Source organism: uncultured Pigmentiphaga sp., assembly GCF_937950555.1.
Taxonomy (GTDB): Bacteria; Pseudomonadota; Gammaproteobacteria; order Burkholderiales; family Burkholderiaceae_B; genus Pigmentiphaga.
Window position 1 is genome coordinate 143551 of the sequence record NZ_CALFCW010000046.1, and the last position, 16276, is coordinate 159826.

Genomic DNA, 16276 nt, shown 5'->3' on the forward strand with positions numbered 1-16276 from the left:
CGTGCGCAGCGTGGTGCGGTGGTGCGCCCACCTGCTGCGGTTTGCCGTGCGCTTTGCGCTCGTGACCGCTTGGGTGGGCTTCGGGCTCCTCGTGCTGGCCACGGTGTTCCGGCTGGTAGACGTGCCCACGCGCGATCGGATCAACAACTGGTGGTCGCGTTGGCTGCTGCGTTGGTGCGGCGTGCGGGTGCATGTGAGCGGCCGGCCTCCGCTGGAGGGCCCGGCACTCTTGATCGCCAACCATATCTCGTGGCTGGACATCTATGCGCTCAGCAGCGTGCGATGCACCATCTTCGTGGGCAAGCGCGAGCTGCGTGATTGGCCCGTGCTGGGGTGGTTGATCGCCGGCGTGGGCACCGTATTCATCGAGCGCGGCAGCCGGCGTGCCGTCCATCGCGTGGCCGAGGCCATGCGCGAGCGCTTCCAGCGCGGCCAGCTCATCGGCCTCTTCCCCGAAGGCACCACGTCCGACGGACGCGACGTGCTGCCTTTCCATGCCGGCCTATTCGAACCCGCACGCCGGGCCGGCGTGCCCATCCAACCCGTGGCCCTGCGCTATCTACAGCATGGGCGGCCCAGCACGCTGCCCGCCTATATCGGCGATGAAACCCTGCTTGGCAATGCCTGGCGCGTGCTGGGCACGACGGGTATTTCGGTGCAGGTGATCTACCTGCCGGTCGTGGTTCCCGAAGCCGGCGATGAGGATCACCGGCACGCCATGGCCGCGCGCGTGCGCGAAGCGATCCGGCGCGAGGTGTGCGGCGGGGGCTGAGCGCCCTGCGCCGATGCCTTCCACCTAGGGCCGTCCGCGCAAGGGGCCGGTTGGCCTCACTTCCCGGGAATCGCAGGAGAGGCGCCCGCGCGTTCGCGTCGCGTCCGTCCGGCGCCGCGCTTGGACGGAGCCGGTTGGGCGAACAGGCGGCGCACCAGCGCCCGCACCCATTGCAGGGATGGGTCGCGCGCCGTGTTGGCGTGCCAGATCAACCGCACGTCGTAGTAGGGCGGATCGGGCAGGGTCCAGACCTTGAAGCCGTAGCGGTCCTTCGCGTTGCGGGCATACGTGGTGGGGACGATGGCCAGCATGCGCGAGTTCATGACGATCTCGGGCAAGGCGCCGTAATGCAGTGCGCGCACGACGATGCGGTGATCGAGCTTCAGGCGCGCCAACATGTCGCGCACGCTGTCGTGGAAGGTCGCGGTGGGTGCCGCCACGGCAAGCGAGGCGGAGGCCAGCTCGCTGGGCGTGAGGGTCTTGCCCTGGTGGCCCGCGGAAGGCAGCCAGTCGGGGGCGCTGATGGCCACGTAGGGTTCGTGGAACAGCACGTCGGCCTGGATGCCGCGCCGCTTGGGATGAAGAATGCCAATGGAGAAATCGATTTCGCGGGCCTCCAGTGCAGCGGCCACGTCGGAGGCCAGGACCGAGACGTTGGTCAGCCGGGCGTGCGGCGCTTCGACGTGCAAGGCGGCGGCGAGCGTGGGCAGGAAGGTCATCTCTCCCAAGTCCGACAGCGACACGCGCCATTCGACATGGCTGTGCATGGGGTCGAATGCTTCCCGGCCGCTCACGAGCGCTTCCAAGGACCGCAGTTCGTTGGCGACCGCGGGCGCGACGTGTTCACAGACGCTGGTGGGAATGAGGCCGTGCGGCGTGCGCAGGAAGAGTTCGTCTTCGAAAAAATAGCGCAGGCGCGCGAGGGCGTTGCTCGTGGCCGGCTGCGAAAGCGCCAGCATCTTGCCCGCGGCGGTGACGGACCGGGTCTGGTAGATGGCGACGAGGACGCGGAGCAGGTTGAGGTCCAGCTGGCGGAAGTTCATGGGAGTTCCCGGTGGGTGTCTGCCTGCCGCCGACGGCTTGCCACAACGGCGCGAAGGCAAAGGCCGGTGGGTCATGGATTCCCTGTATGGGGACTCTCCAAGACATTCACCAAACCAATGTCGAATATACGAAAAAACCATTGGCCCGGGGCGCCCTTCGTGGAAAAGAATAGAGCCGAAGCACGCCACAGAGGAGATGGGAGCGATGGCGGAGCGCTCGTTCGCAAACGAAGTCGGCAAGCTCAGGCTGGGCGAGGGCGACGAATTCCGGGGGGAAGGCATACTCGCCGTCACCAAGGCGCTGCTTCAATCCGGCGTTGCCTACGTCGCAGGCTACCAGGGTGCCCCGATCTCGCACCTCATGGACGTGCTCGCCGACGCGCACGACATCCTCGAAGAACTGGGCGTGCATTTCGAGCATAGCGCTTCCGAGGCAACCGCGGCCGCGACGCTTGCGGCATCGGTGAACTATCCGCTGCGCGGCGCCGTCACCTTCAAGTCCACCGTCGGGACCAACGTCGCATCCGACGCCCTGGCTAACCTCGCCTCCGGCGGCGTGACGGGCGGTGCGCTCCTGATCGTGGGAGAAGACTATGGCGAGGGCTCGAGCATCATGCAGGAGCGCTCGCACGCCTTCGCGATGAAATCGCAAGTCTGGCTGCTCGATCCCCGGCCCAACCTGGAAAGCATGGTGCGCGCGGTCGAACACGGCTTCGCGCTGTCCGAGGCCAGCAACACGCCGGTGATGCTGGAGTTGCGCATACGGGCCTGCCACGTGCACGGCCGCTTCAAGACGCGGGCCAACAAGCGGCCGGCCTTCACGCTCAAGGACGCGATCGAGCATCCGGTCCGGGACGTCGAGCGCATTGTCCTGCCGCCCGCATCGTACCTGCACGAGCAAGAAAAAATCGCCAAGCGCTGGCCGGCTGCAGTGCACTACATCACCGAGCACGGCCTCAACGAGTTCTTCTCGGCCGACCGGCGCGACATCGGCATCGTCATGCAGGGTGGCATGTACAACGGCGTGCTGCGCGCGCTGGAACTGCTGGGGCTGGCCGATCCCTTCGGCCGCTCGCAAATCCCGCTCTACGTGCTGAACGTGACCTATCCCTTGGTGGACGAAGAGTTCGTGCGGTTCTGCGCGGGCAAGCGCAGCATCCTGGTAGTGGAGGAAGGGCAGCCCGACTACATCGAGCAGGCCGTCCACGCCATCTTGCGCCGCGCCGACCTGGACACGCGCGTGCATGGGAAGGACGTGCTGCCCATGGCGGGCGAGTACACCGGCGGCGTGCTGCTCAAGGGCCTGGCAGAGTACGTGCGTCGCTATGAACCGGTGCTGCTCGAGGGGCGGCCGTTGCCGCGCGCCGCCCGGCCTGCCTCGCCGAAGCGCATGGCCGACAACCCCAAGGCTTTCGCGATAGAGCGCGCGGCCGGACAAGTGCACGGACGCCCGCCCTCATTCTGTACGGGTTGCCCGGAACGGCCGATTTTTACGGCCATCAAGCTGGTCGAGCGCGAGCTCGGGGCCCACCACATCAGCTGCGACATCGGCTGCCATCTGTTCTCGGTCCTGCCTCCCTTCAACTTGGGTGCGACCACCATGGGCTACGGCCTCGGGTGGGCGGGTGCCGCGGCGCTGAACACGCGCGAGACGAACCGGCGCACGATTTCCATCATGGGCGACGGTGGCTTCTGGCACAACGGCTTGACCAGCGGCGTGGGCAACGCTGTCTTCAACCGGGCCGATAGCGTGCTGCTCGTCGTGGACAACGGGTATTCGGCGGCGACAGGCGGCCAAGACCTTCCTTCGTCCCAGGCGCAGAACCCGCTGCGCAGCACCCGTCATCCGATCGAGCGTGCCGTGCGCGGCGTCGGGGTGAAGTGGGTGCAGACGGTAACGCGCACCTATGACGTGGCCCGCATGCGTGACGTATTGCGCAAGGCGCTGACCACGCCCGAGAAGGGGCCGAAGGTCATCGTGGCGCAGAGCGAATGCATGCTCAACAAGCAGCGCCGCGTCCGGCCGTTGATGCGCAAGATGGCAGAGGCCGGCAAACGCGTGGTACGCGAGCGCTTCGGCGTCGATCCCGACACCTGTACCGGCGATCACTCTTGTATCCGGCTCTCGGGCTGTCCGTCGCTGACGATCCGCGACCACCCCGACCCGCTGCGCACGGATCCGGTTGCCGCCGTGGTGGACAGCTGCGTCGGCTGCGGCTTGTGCGGGGAGGTTGCGCATGCCGCGGTGCTGTGCCCCTCTTTCTACCGCGCGCGCATCATCCACAATCCGAACGCCTGGGACCGTCTCCGGGCCCGGCTCGGGAAGCTCGTCATTGGCGCCCTGCAGCGCCGCATCGAGCGTCGCCTGGCGGGGTTGGCGGCATGAGCGCCCACGACGCACAGGCCCAGGCGGCCATGGCCGCCGCGCAACGAGGCACGACGCCGCGCGCCATCACCATCGCCATCCTCGCGATGGGCGGCGAGGGCGGCGGCGTGCTGGCGGACTGGCTGGTCGACCTGGCCGAGCACAATGGCTACCTGGCACAGGCTACATCCGTCCCGGGCGTGGCGCAGCGCACGGGAGCCACCGTGTACTACGTGGAGCTGTTCCGGCAGGCCGACGTGCCGCCGGGCGAGGCGCCGGTGCTTGCGCTCGGCCCCGTGCCGGGCGAGGTGGACGTGGTCATTGCCTCGGAGTTGATGGAGGCTGCGCGTGCCCTGCAGCGCGGGCTGGTGACGGAAGACCGCACGCTGCTGGTCGCTTCCACCCATAGGGTGTATTCCATGGCGGAGCGCACGGCCATGGGCGACGCGCGGGTCGATTCCGCGACCTTGCTCGAAGGCTGCCGCGCCGCGGCTCGCCGCTTCGTGGCCGCCGATTTTGGCCGCGTGGCCGAGGAGGCGGGCAGCCCCATCAGCCCAGCCTTGTTCGGCGCCTTGGCGGCGACGGGGGTCCTGCCTTTCACGCGCGGGCAGTTTGAAGACGCGATCCGGCGGGGGGGCATTGGGGTGGCGGCCAGCTTGCGCGCCTTCGCTGCGGGGTTCGAGTCCGCGCAGCCGGCGGGGGCGGAGGGCGAGCTTGAGGAACGGACCGTGCATCGCGCTGGCGCCGGCCCGGCGCCGGTAGCAGCGCCGGCGACCGCCGCGCAGCGCTCGGCCTTCCCGGAGCGCGTCGGCCCGCGACTGGCTGCGCTGCACGAACGCATGGTGCGCGATTTTCCCGAGGTTTGCCATGGCGTGCTGCGCGCCGGCCTGCTGCGCACCGCGGATTACCAGGACGTCGCTTACGCCGCCGAGTACCTCGATCGCCTCGAGTCCGTGCGCGATGCGCTTGCCGACCGGAGCGCGGCCAGCCTGGACGTGCTGTCGGAGACGGCCCGCCACCTCGCCCTGTGGATGACCTACGAAGACGTCGCGCGCGTGGCCGACCTGAAGATCCGCGGCACGCGGTTCGAGCGCGTCGCGGCGGAAGTCCGGTTTGCTCCCGCGCAGCAACTGGAAATCGAGGAATTCATGCATCCGCGTGTGGAGGAGCTGGCCGATGCCATGCCGGCTGCATTCGGCCGGTGGATGCTGCGCAGTCCTTGGGCGCGCAAGGTGGTGGGCCGGTTCACCCGGCGCGGCAAGGTGGTGCGCACCAGTTCCGTTGGGGGATACTTGCTGCTGTACTTGGTTGCTGCATCGCGGGCGTGGCGCCGCCGCTCGCTGCGCTACCAGGTAGAGACCGGGCGCATGAGGAAGTGGCTGCAAGCCATTTCCGCATTGGCTGCGAGCCGCCCCGCGCTCGCGAGGGAGGTCGCGCGTTCGCAGCGCCTCATCAAAGGGTACGGCGATACGCATGCGCGGGGGTGGGGCAATTTCCGGCGCATCATGGACGTGCTGCCGGCATTGGAAGCACGCGCGGATGGCCACCAGCAGCTGCAAGCGCTCGTCGATGCCGCGCTCGCGGATGAAAGCGGGCAGAAGCTAGAGCAGATGTTGGCGGCCGTCCAGCCTTAACCGCAGAGGAGATAGTCATGAAAATCCCTGGCTGCAAGCTCATCGCCACACTCATGCTGTGCGCTGCGGCGGTCGGCCGCGCCGACGCCCAAGAGCGTACCCTGCGCCTGGTCTCGGCCTTTCCGGAGAACGGCATCTACGTCCAGCACCTGCAGGCTTGGATCAAGCAATTCAACGCGCAAGGCAAGGGCATCCTGCAGATCAACTTCCTGGGCGGCCCCAAGACCATGCCCCCGTTCGAAGTCGGCAATGCCGTCAAGAGCGGCGTGGTAGACATGGCCCTCAACACCGGTGCCTTCTATACCAATGTCCTGCCGGAGGCGGATTTCCTCAAGCTCGGCGAAGTCCCCATCGCCGAGCAGCGCAAGAACGGCGCCTTCGCGGCCATCAACCAGGTCTGGAACGAGAAGGCCAACATGCAATACCTTGCGCGCATGGTGGAGAACCAGCCGTTCCACCTCTACATCAACAAGAAGATCGACAAGCCGGACCTGACCGGCATGAAGATCCGCATCACGCCCGTCTACCGCGAGTTTTTCCAGGCACTCAGCGCCAACGTCATCACCACGCCCCCGGGCGAGGTGTATACGGCGCTCGAGCGAGGCGTGGTCGATGGCTACGGTTGGCCCATCGGCGGCATCTTCGACCTGAACTGGCACGAGAAAACGAAGTTTCGCGTCGACCCGGGTTTCTATGACGCTGAAGTCTCGCTCATCATGAACCTGCCCGCGTACAAGAAGCTCACGCCGCCCCAGCGGGACTACCTCGAGAAGCAACTGCTCGCCCTGGAGGCGAAGAACACCTTCTGGACGCGCTATGCCGAAGAAGAAACGGCGCGCCAGGCCAAGGCCGGCATCCAGGCCATCTCGTTCGACCCTGCAACCGCCAAGCGCTACCGGGACCAGGCCTATGAGATAGGCTGGGCGGTGGCGGCCAAACAGAGCCCAGAGATCGCCGCGCGATTCAAGTCCCTGTTGTCCAAAGAAGCCGCCGCAAAATGATCGAACGTCTGTCCAACGCCTACGGCAGGCTGTTGACGGGGCTTGCCATCGTCGGCTGCGTGGTGCTGTTCGCCATGATGCTGGTCATCGTGGCCGACGTCCTGTTGCGCAACATTGCGGTTCCCGGCCTCCCCCGCGGCCTGGCCTGGAGCAACGAGGTGTCGGAGGCCATGCTGTACCTGCTCACGCTGTGCATTGCCCCGTGGCTGTTGCGCCAGGGACAGCACATACGCGTGGACATCGTGCTGCAGGCCGTGCCGCGCCGGCTAGCCTGGGGCCTGGAATGGAGTGCCGATGTCCTTGGGCTTGCTTGCTGCGTCATCCTCGCCTGGTACAGCGCGCATTCGGCCTGGGATAGCTACGCCTCGGGCGCGCTCAGCATCAAGACGCTGGTGACGCCCGAATGGTGGCTGCTCGCGCCGTTGCCGGTAGCGTTCGCGCTGCTCGCCGTGGAAATGCTGTTCCGCATGCATAGGCTGCTGCACGCTGAAATGGGGCCGCGCCAAGAAGCGGTGAGCGCGTCATGAGCTGGCAAGTCGCCGCGTGGATCTTGTTGGGCGGCTCCACGGTGCTGCTGTTCATCGGCATGCCCGTGGCGCTGGCCTTCATCGCCATCAACATCGTGGGCGCCTGGCTCTACATGGGCGGGGAAATCGGCCTCATGCAGCTCGCCCGCAACAGCGTCAGCTCAGTGGCCGCCTTCGCCCTCACGCCCATTCCGCTATTCGTGCTCATGGGCGAGGTCTTGTTCCACACCGGCCTCGCGCTCAAGGTCATCGACGGCATCGAGCGGATCATCACGCGCGTCCCGGGGCGGCTGGCGGTCGTGGCCGTGGTCGCGGGCACCGTGTTCTCCGCCATTTCGGGATCCACCATTGCCACCACCGCCATGCTGGGCTCGCTGATGCTGCCCGTCATGCTCGAGCGGGGCTATCATCCGCGCATCGCCACCGGCCCCATCATGGCTATCGGCGCCGTGGACATGCTGATCCCGCCCTCCGCGTTGACGGTGCTGCTGGGTTCGCTGTCCGGCATCTCCATTTCCAAGTTGCTGGTCGGAGGCGTCATGCCGGGCGTCATCCTTTCCATCGCCTTCGTGCTGTGGATCGTCTTGCGCGTGCGCATCACGCCGTCCTGGGCACCGGCCGCCGACGTCGGCGAGCAGCGCCGCGGCTGGGAGCGCTGGCGCCTGTTCGTCGCCTACGTGCTGCCCACCCTGTCCATCTTCGGCGTGGTCGTGGGCGCCCTGGCCGCAGGCTGGGCCACGCCCACCGAATGCGCCGCGCTGGGCGCCTTCGCGACCATGGTGCTGGCCGCGCTCTACCGCCGACTCACGTGGGAGGCCATCGCCAAGTCGCTAAAGGGCGCGGCCGCGATCTCCGCCATGATCCTCTTCATCATCCTCGGGGCGACGACCTTCGCGCAAATCCTCTCCTTCTCCGGGGCGAGCAATGGGCTGGTGGAGACCATCACGGGCCAAGGCTGGTCGCCAGGCATGATCGTGCTGGGCATGATGCTAATGCTGATCTTCCTCGGCATCTTCGTGGACCAGATCAGCATGATGATGATCACCCTGCCTATCTTCATGCCCGTGGTCGGCATGCTCGCCATCGATCCTGTCTGGTTCGGCGTCATGTTCCTGATCTGCATGCAGCTCGGCCTGCTGTTGCCGCCCCATGGGCTGCTGCTGATGACCATGCGCGGCGTGGCGCCGCCCTCGGTGTCCATGGGGACCATCTTCGTTGCCGTGGTGCCCTACGTCGTGATGAGCCTGCTGCTATTGGGCGCCGTGTTCTTCCTGCCCGGGATCGCGACTTGGCTGCCGAAGTGGATCGGGTAAGGCTGGCCAGGAGCCACTTCCGGTTTGTTGGCGCGGCGGTGGTGTCTCCCGAGGTTCGTTGACGGCAGTTCCCGCCGAAATCATCGAGGGCCGAGGTTCGGCCCTCGCTGTCATTGCGCCCACAAATGGTTGGAATTTGCTCGACCCGGGTTCGCAAACGTATCTGCCCGATGAGGCGCTTGCGGCCGTCATGCGCCAGCGTGGCGTTCGATTGGGGCAAAATACGCGTTTTGTGTGTTCGTGCGGATCGGGTGTCTCTGCCTGCGTGGTGGCCTTGGCCTTGGAGAAGTTGGGCGAACCACGGGTGCAGGTGTACGACGGATCCTGGACGCAATGGGGAAGCGACCCATCCTTGCCCGTCGAAACCGGCGAGGCGGTTCCTGCGGGCGCAGCGTGAAGCGCCGGGAGGGCAGGCGGAGGCGGTCGTTTCCTCGAAACGAGAACAGTAGTGCAACAACGGAGGAAACATTGGTGACACGACAAGGCGCACTGGATCCGGCCTCGGGGCTGTATTTCACTGAACACGGCTCGGCGTCGCACCCCGCGATCGTGCTGACCCATTCCATCCTGGCGGATGGAAGAATGTGGGACAGGCAGGTCGCGTGGCTGGCGAAGGAATATCGGGTCATCAATGTCGACCTGCCGGGGCACGGGCAGTGTCCGCTCGTGCCCGGAGGTGTCTCGCTCGCAAGCCTGGCCGACGGCATCGTCAAATTGGCGGCGGCCCGCGGGCTAGAGAGCTTTCATTACGTCGGCGTTTCCCTGGGCGCCATGATCGGCTACGAGCTGGCCACGCGGTGCTCGACCTGGCTTGCGAGCATGGTGGCATGCGATGCGCCGCCTTTTGCGCCGGATAACTATCCCGCGCTATGGGAGGCACGGATCTCCCGCGCGCAACGCGATGGCACGGCTGCGCTCGTCGAGGAAACGCTGCAGCGCTGGTTTACGCCGCAGACCTTGGCGCGGCGGCCGGATTACGTCGAGGAGCTCAGCGAGACCATCGCCCAGACGTCTGCCGAAGGCTTCGAGCATTGCGCATTGGCCATCTCCCGCTTTGACTACCGGGATGCGCTGCGCGCCTGCACCGTGCGCACGACGCTGGTCGCCGGCGAGTCGGATGGAACCATTCCCGAGGCGCTGCAAGCCCTCGCGGCCCAGATGCCGAATGCGGTTTGGTGCGAGATTCCCGGCGCGGGCCATCTTCCCAACCTCGAGAACCCGGACGCGTTCGATGCCATGCTGAGGCGCCACCTGTCGTCGTGACAGGGCGCGCGTCATGCGTCCTGAGACTTGCGGATGGCGTCGGCCAAGTGCTTGAGCATGGCGCGGGTGGCCCGCGGCAGGCTGGTGCGCGACACGATGTAGGCGTTCAGCGGCAGGTGAGGCTCCCACTCCGTCACGATGCGCTTGAGCTTGCCCGTTTGCACGTAGTCGCGCCCGAGGATCTCCGGTATGAGTCCAACGCCTATGCCGCATGCCACCATTTCGCGCAGCAGCCGCGTGAAGACGCGGCCGCACCTGAGCAATTGCGTGGCCACCGACAAGACCAATGCATGCGCTAACTTCTGAGCGGCGGGCGCAGGCAGGGGCGTGCTGAGCCCCCGCCCCGCGTCATGGGGCCCTCGACCGAAGGCATGACCATGGCTGGGCGCCCTTTCGCCTAGAATGAGGGTTTCTGCCAATAGAAGCCCGCGTCGAACGGGCCGTCTCCAGACAACCATGAGTCAATCTTCGAGTCGCTTGCTGATGCGCGTGGCGGCCGCGCATAGCGTCAGCCATGTCCACATCATGACCGTGCCGGCCATGTTGCCGCTGCTGCCGGGCGCGATGGGCGTGGGCTTCGTCGACCTCGGCCTCGCCATCAGCGTGTTCAACGGCGTATCGGCCGTGGCCCAGGCTCCGCTGGGCTTCATCGTGGACCGGGTCGGGGCCAAGCCCATGCTCATGTCGGCCCTGGCGCTCGGCACGCTCAGCTATTTGCTGCTGGCGGTGTATCCGGCCTATTTCTGCCTGCTGCTGTGCATGGCCGTCGCGGGCTTCGCCAATGGCATTTATCACCCGGCCGATTATTCCCTGCTGTCGCGCGGCATCGAGTCCAACCGCATGGGCCGGGCCTTCTCCCTGCACACCTGCGCCGGATCCCTGGGCGGGGCCTTGACGCCGCCCGTCATGGTCGGCCTCGGGGTGGCCTGGGGCGTTCGCTGGGCCTTCGCCGCGGCGGCGCTCGCCGGCTTGCTGTCGCTGGCCTACCTGGCTTTCGGTGATCGACACGCGGCCGCGGTCGCGCCTGCGGCCAAGAAGTCGCCCGGTCCGGGCAAGCCCAAGGTCGCCATCCCGATCGCGGCGATCGGCGTGCTGACTTTCATGTTCATGCTGCTCAGCCTGAGCACGGGCTCCATCGAGCGGTTCTCGGTCACCTCCCTCATGCAGGGGTTCGGCGTGCCCCTGTCTACCGCCAACATGGCGCTGACGGCCTATATGTTCGCGGTTGCCTGCGGCGTGCTGGCGGGCGGCTTCCTGGCCGACCGCACCTCCCGGCACGGCATGCTCGCAGGCGGCGCGTTTGCCGCGGCGGCGTTGCTGGTGGTGGTCGTCATATGCGTCCCGCTGCCTGCGCCGCTGCTCGTGGGGATCATGGGCGCGGTGGGCTTCCTGGCCGGCATGGTGTCTCCGTCGCGGGACATGCTGGTGCGTGCCGCGTCGCCCGCCGGGGCGGAGGGGCGCACCTTCGGCATCGTCTCCACCGGCTTCAACGTGGGCGGCGTCGCCGGCCCCGTGCTTTTCGGCTACCTGATCGATCGCGGTTGGCCGACGGGCGTGTTGTGGGCGACCGTCCTGCTCATGAGCGTGACGGCCATCATCGTGATGCTGCAGGAAAGGCGTTCGGTCGGCCGCCCTGGCGTGGCCGCCAGCCGCGCCTGAGCGCCGCGCGTCAGACGGCCCGGTGCGCGGCCTCGCGCAGGCTGCCGCGGCGGGCCGCGACGCCCGCCAGCAGGGCGCGCAGCTTGGCCGGCGCGACCGGCTTGGTCAGCAGCGAGACGCGATGCTCCCTGATCCGGCGCAGCATCTCGGGCGAGGTGGTGCCCGAGACCAGCACCAATTGGGCCTGCGGCTGCAGCGCCCGTGCCTGTTCCGCCACCGCCAGCCCGTCGTCGCTGTCGCCGAGCTGCAGGTCGCAAAGAATGAGCTCGTAGCGCTTGCCGGGGGCGCCTAGCCGCCCGAGCGCGCCGCCGGCCGATCGCTCGCAATCGACGCGGCACCCCCATTGTTTCAATAACTGCGCAGTGCCTTCGAGGATGGCATCGTCGTCGTCGACCAGCAGGCAGTCCATGTCCAGGGAAAGCAGGGCGGAAGACGCGGGCGCCGCACCGATCGCCGGCGCGATGGCGGGCGCTTCGGTGGTCTCCAGCTCCATCGAGAACGTGCTGCCGCGGTTCATGGCCGAGCGCAGCCGTATCTCTGTTTGCAGCAGCGTGGCAATGCGCGCGCAGATCGACAGGCCGAGGCCGAAGCCGTTGCGCCGGTCGCGCTGGGGATTGCCCACCTGGTAGAACTCTTCGAACACCCTGGCTTGATGAATGGGCGCGATGCCGATGCCGTTGTCCCGCACTTCGAGCCGGAAGGGGCGCGAGGAAGGCACCCTGGCCCCAGAAAACCTGATGTCGATTCAACATGCCTTGGCCCTCCACGGGGCGGTTCCTCGGTCATTCGGGCGCGTGTTCACATTGGCTCCGCAACGATCAGAAAGCCGCGCCGGCGCAGCCGCTCGAGCAGCCCGGCCGACCCGGTCAGGTGAATGGCGCCCACTGCCACGAATGCGCCGCCGCGCCGCAGCAGCGTCTCGAGCTTGGGCAACCAGCGTTCATTGCGCGCCTCGAGCAGCGCGAGCGCCGCCCAGGGCTTGAGGCGGGCGAGTAGCGAAGGCGGTACGTGGGGCAGCAGGCGCGCCAGTTCGGCAAAGGCCGCCTGGCCGATCAGGCCGGGCAGGCCCGCCGGATCGTCGAGCAGGCGGTAGCGTTCCTTGGCGGCATCCCATCGGGTCGCGCCGTCCACTTCGTTGACCAGCACGCGCGTGTGGCGCATGGCCTCGCGCAGGATGTCCGCATCGACTTCCAGTTCGTCGAGTTCGCCGAAGTGGATGGTGCCGAAGACGTAGTTGACGGGCGTGGAAGCCGAAGCCCCGTCCGCGCCGGCTGCATCATCGTCTGCGGCCTGGGGGGGAGCGGGCGCCGCCGCGGCAGGCGGCAACACGCGGAACAGCACACTGCGCCATTGGCGCCAAGGTTCGATGGGCGCATCGGGGGCGGCGTCCGGCGTCGAGCCGTGGGCCGGCATGCAGGCGGCGCAGGCCGCCGCCAGCCATAGCGACCGGAAAGCCGACCATAACCGAAGCATGGACCGGCACGAAAAAGGGGTGTGCAGTCCCATGGTTAGCATTCACGTAGAGAGTGAAGCGGATTCTTTCAGACGGGATATGCGGGGACCATATTCCGAGCGGTCTATGCCGTTGGTCCAACGCCATGGATCCCGCCTGCCGCATCGCGCGGGACTGCGTGAGAAACGCGATGCGGAGCGCGGCGCCGGTGCGCCGTTACTTCAGGCAATAGCGGCCCTGCGCATCGCGCGTGATGCCGAGCCTCGTTCCGTTATCGTCCAGCCAGCGCACCACGTCCAGGCCGTCGCGCGTATCGATGGCCGCCATCAGCTCGACGAAGAACTTGGGGCCATCCTTGAGAGCATCTTCGAGCGAGGCAAAGCGGGCGCCGCCAGAGCGGGGCGGCTTGGGTACCTGGTGCTCGATGGGCCGCGCCGCCCCGGGCGGGAGATACGGCATGGTCAGGTCGAACCCCGCCTTGTCGGTGACCTTGCTGCCTTCGAGCGAGGGGTCGAGTGGAACGGTGCGCATGCCGGTCTGCAGCACCAAGTCGCGGCCGGCCTGGAAGCGTGTGGCAAAGGCCCATTCCATTTGCGCGTCGGAATAGATGTCGATGTCGGGGTCGACCACGAACACGTGCTTGACGTTGGCCTGGCAGCCGAAGATCGCTGCGATGGCATTGCGCGCATCACCCGGCACGCGCTGCTGCAAGGCGACCCGCACGTTGAACGAGCCACCGGCCGAAGGCGGCGCGTACACGGCGCGGACGTCGCGCACGGCGCTCTCGAGCGCGCGCCAGACCAAGACTTCCGTGCGCAGCGAGCCGAGCTGGGCCGTATCCGTGCGGTGCATGGCGGCGCCGCCAATGGACGAAGTCTGGAACACGGCGTCGCGGCGATGCGTGATGGCCGTCAGGTGAAAAACCGGATTGCGCTTCACGGCGCCGTAATAGCCGAGGAATTCGCCGTAAGGGCCTTCCGCCTCCACGTGCCCGCGTTCGTCGAAATAGCCTTCGAGAATCATTTGCGCATCTGCCGGCACGAGCAAGTCATTGGTCACGCACTTGACCACGCCCATGGGCTCGCCGCGCAGTGCGGCGATCAACGCGAGCTCATCACCCGGGAAGCGCAGCACGGCCGCCAGCTGGTCGATGGGGTGGCAGCCGATGGCAAAGGCAACCGGCGTGGGCTTGCCCTGCGCGGCCTGGTGCAGGTAGATCGCGCGCAGGTCGGAAGGCGCCACGAGGTCCACCCCCGCGGTGCGGCGCCCGCGCAGCATGAGCCGGCGCATCCCCACGTTCGTGTGTCCCGCCATCGGGTCGTGCACGAAGTCCATCGACGCGGAAATATAGGGTGCGCCATCCAGGTCGTGCTGGAGGTGGATGGGCAGGGCGGTGAGGTCGCAGTCTTCGCCCGTGAGCACCACTTGCTGCACTGGCGCCGTCTCACGCGGCACTTCGACCAGTTGGCCCGGACGGTCCAGGCGCGAGAGGATTTCCTGCAGCACTTCGGAAGGCGTCGTGCCGAACGCCGCCGCCAGGCGGCTGCGGCTTGCCGCCACATTGGCGCACAGCGAAAACTTGGAATCGCCTGGCGCCTGGAACCAGACCGCGCGCGGATTGTTGTCGACGCGCTCGGCGATCTGCCCCAATTCGACCCGGTTGGCCTCGACTTCGAGCTCATCCGGCCCAAGCGCTTCCAGGAACGCCCGCAGCCCGAAGCGCTCCAGGTCCACGTCCGCGGCGGTGGGCGCGTTCTTGGTTGACGGCATGCTTACTCCTCCATATTGGTGAATCTTCGACGGGTACTTGTAACGAAGCCTTATATAAGAGATCCTTATGTTAAGGTTTGGTCCTGAAAAAGGCCAGCCAACGACAAAGGCAATCTTGAGTTGTTTTTCCACGCATCAAAGATGAGCCAAGGAGGAGAAATCATGAAATCGTTCAAGGATGAGCAAGCCGTTCGCCCCATGCGCCGGCGCGCGCTCGCCGTGGGGGGCGCCGCCGCGCTCGCGCCAACCGTCCTGCGCGCACAAAGCGCCGAGCGGTATCCCAGCCGCATGATCAAGCTCGTCGTGCCCTATACGCCCGGCGGGCTGATCGATACCTTCACGCGCCACCTGGCCGACGACATGAGCGCCCGGCTGGGCCAGCCGGTCGTGGTGGAGAACCGCCCCGGCGCCAGCCAGACCATAGGCATGGACGCGGTCGCCCGCTCGGCGCCCGACGGCTACACGCTGTTCGTGACCTCCCAGACGGGCATGATCCTCAACCCCTTGACGATGAAAAACCTGCGCACCGACCCGATGCGCGACCTCACGCCCGTGACCACGATGTTCTCCACGCCGTTCTATTTGGTGGTGAACAATTCGATTCCGGTGAAGACCGTGCAGGAGCTCATCGACTACGCCAAGGCGCGGCCCGGCAAGCTCACCTACGCCTCGCTCGGCCGCGGCGGCACGCATCACCTGACCGGCGAAATGTTCCGCCAGCGCGCAGGCATCGACATCCTGCACGTGCCCTACAAGGGCAGCGCCCCCGCCATGAACGACCTGCTCGGCGGCCAGGTGGACATGATGTTCGAAGGCGGCGCCTCGACCTTCCCGTACGTGCAGTCCGGGCGCCTGCGCGCGCTCGCATCGACCGGCCCCAAGCGCACGCATGCCATGCCCGACCTGCCTGCGCTCACCGAATTCTTCCCGGGGCTTGTCATGAGCGCATGGATCGCGCTCGTCGGGCCGCGCGGCCTGCCGCAAGACGTGATCGACACCCTCACCGGCGCCGTGCAGGCCATGCTCAAGCTGCCTTCGACGGAAGAGAAATTCGGGCCGCTGGGCGTCGAGACCATGCCGGGCACCCAGGCAGACTTCCTCAAGCTCATCCAGTCAGAGATTCCCGTGCTCACCAAGCTCGTCCAGGATGCGGGCGTGGAGCCCCAATAAGGCTGGGCGGCGGACGCACGAGCCTAAGACTCTCCCTTCGCCCGCGATCCGATAGCCGCCCGCACGGGCGGCTATTTCGTGCGGCCTATGCCTTTGGTGGGGCCTGGCAGGCTTGCCTGGAGAGGCCGGCGCGACTATCTTTACGTCGTCAGGCAAATGGGGGAAAAATGAAAATCCTGATCGCCGATGATCACCGGTTGGTCATCGAGGCCTTGACATCCTCCCCGGCCTGAAGGCCGGAGATTCCTACGGCGCTCAGGAGCGGCATTGAGCCGCCCCTGAGTCGCTTCGGTGGGTTCCTGCTGC

15 protein-coding genes are annotated in these 16276 nt (G+C 67.0%); 10 read left to right on the forward strand and 5 right to left on the reverse strand.

The annotated features are described in order from the left end of the window. Position 1: 1 nt before the first annotated feature. On the forward strand, positions 2-772 hold the full coding sequence (locus Q0319_RS12665) for a lysophospholipid acyltransferase family protein (protein ID WP_296469240.1): 771 nt from the start codon (positions 2-4) through the stop codon (positions 770-772). Between the two features lie 56 nt (positions 773-828). Here Q0319_RS12665 and Q0319_RS12670 read toward each other — a convergent pair whose 3' ends face one another. Continuing rightward, entirely contained in the window at positions 829-1815 is a 987-nt protein-coding gene (locus tag Q0319_RS12670; protein WP_296469238.1) for a LysR family transcriptional regulator, read from the reverse strand. A gap of 205 nt (positions 1816-2020) precedes the next feature. Between Q0319_RS12670 and Q0319_RS12675 the strand changes: the two genes are divergently transcribed. The 7 genes from Q0319_RS12675 (at position 2021) to Q0319_RS12705 (ending at position 9918) form a co-directional block, all read left to right on the forward strand. Continuing rightward, complete coding sequence (locus Q0319_RS12675) at positions 2021-4201, forward strand: indolepyruvate ferredoxin oxidoreductase subunit alpha (protein ID WP_299453034.1); 2181 nt, start codon at positions 2021-2023, stop codon at positions 4199-4201. A 29-nt stretch (positions 4202-4230) separates the two neighbouring features. Beyond that, entirely contained in the window at positions 4231-5814 is a 1584-nt protein-coding gene (locus Q0319_RS12680; protein ID WP_299453061.1) for an indolepyruvate oxidoreductase subunit beta family protein, read from the forward strand. Positions 5815-5831: 17 nt separating this feature from the next. Continuing rightward, positions 5832-6815, forward strand: coding sequence for a TRAP transporter substrate-binding protein DctP (gene dctP / locus Q0319_RS12685; protein ID WP_299453036.1), 984 nt, complete (start codon positions 5832-5834; stop codon positions 6813-6815). Next, entirely contained in the window at positions 6812-7342 is a 531-nt protein-coding gene (locus Q0319_RS12690) for a TRAP transporter small permease (RefSeq protein ID WP_299453038.1), read from the forward strand. The genes dctP and Q0319_RS12690 overlap by 4 nt, the downstream gene beginning before the upstream one ends. Beyond that, positions 7339-8655 (forward strand): TRAP transporter large permease, encoded by a 1317-nt coding sequence (locus Q0319_RS12695; RefSeq protein WP_299453040.1) that lies wholly within the window; start codon positions 7339-7341, stop codon positions 8653-8655. Before Q0319_RS12690 ends, Q0319_RS12695 begins: the two co-directional genes overlap by 4 nt. Before the next feature lie 136 nt (positions 8656-8791). Continuing rightward, on the forward strand, positions 8792-9052 hold the full coding sequence (locus Q0319_RS12700; protein WP_296469761.1) for a rhodanese-like domain-containing protein: 261 nt from the start codon (positions 8792-8794) through the stop codon (positions 9050-9052). A 74-nt stretch (positions 9053-9126) separates the two neighbouring features. Continuing rightward, the gene (locus Q0319_RS12705) at positions 9127-9918 is read left to right on the forward strand and encodes an alpha/beta fold hydrolase (RefSeq protein WP_299453042.1); all 792 of its coding nucleotides are present in this window, start codon (positions 9127-9129) and stop codon (positions 9916-9918) included. 11 nt (positions 9919-9929) lie between these two features. Here Q0319_RS12705 and Q0319_RS12710 read toward each other — a convergent pair whose 3' ends face one another. Beyond that, entirely contained in the window at positions 9930-10193 is a 264-nt protein-coding gene (locus tag Q0319_RS12710; RefSeq protein WP_299453065.1) for a LysR substrate-binding domain-containing protein, read from the reverse strand. Positions 10194-10374: 181 nt separating this feature from the next. On the opposite strand from Q0319_RS12710, the gene Q0319_RS12715 reads away from it, so the two are divergent. After that, complete coding sequence (locus Q0319_RS12715) at positions 10375-11577, forward strand: MFS transporter (protein WP_296469752.1); 1203 nt, start codon at positions 10375-10377, stop codon at positions 11575-11577. 10 nt (positions 11578-11587) lie between these two features. Here the strand turns inward: Q0319_RS12715 and Q0319_RS12720 are convergent, their stop codons facing one another. The 3 genes from Q0319_RS12720 to Q0319_RS12730 all read right to left on the reverse strand — a co-directional run bounded on the left by Q0319_RS12720 (position 11588) and on the right by Q0319_RS12730 (position 14800). Continuing rightward, entirely contained in the window at positions 11588-12295 is a 708-nt protein-coding gene (locus Q0319_RS12720) for a hybrid sensor histidine kinase/response regulator (RefSeq protein ID WP_299453045.1), read from the reverse strand. Positions 12296-12375: 80 nt separating this feature from the next. Further along, positions 12376-13050 carry a TraB/GumN family protein gene (locus Q0319_RS12725; protein WP_299453047.1) on the reverse strand — a complete coding sequence of 225 codons (675 nt, stop codon included), beginning with the start codon at positions 13048-13050 and terminating at the stop codon, positions 12376-12378. Positions 13051-13246: 196 nt separating this feature from the next. Then, positions 13247-14800 carry a UbiD family decarboxylase gene (locus Q0319_RS12730; RefSeq protein WP_296469746.1) on the reverse strand — a complete coding sequence of 518 codons (1554 nt, stop codon included), beginning with the start codon at positions 14798-14800 and terminating at the stop codon, positions 13247-13249. Between the two features lie 162 nt (positions 14801-14962). On the opposite strand from Q0319_RS12730, the gene Q0319_RS12735 reads away from it, so the two are divergent. Further along, positions 14963-15970 (forward strand): tripartite tricarboxylate transporter substrate binding protein, encoded by a 1008-nt coding sequence (locus tag Q0319_RS12735; protein ID WP_299453049.1) that lies wholly within the window; start codon positions 14963-14965, stop codon positions 15968-15970. The last annotated feature ends 306 nt before the right edge of the window (positions 15971-16276 follow it).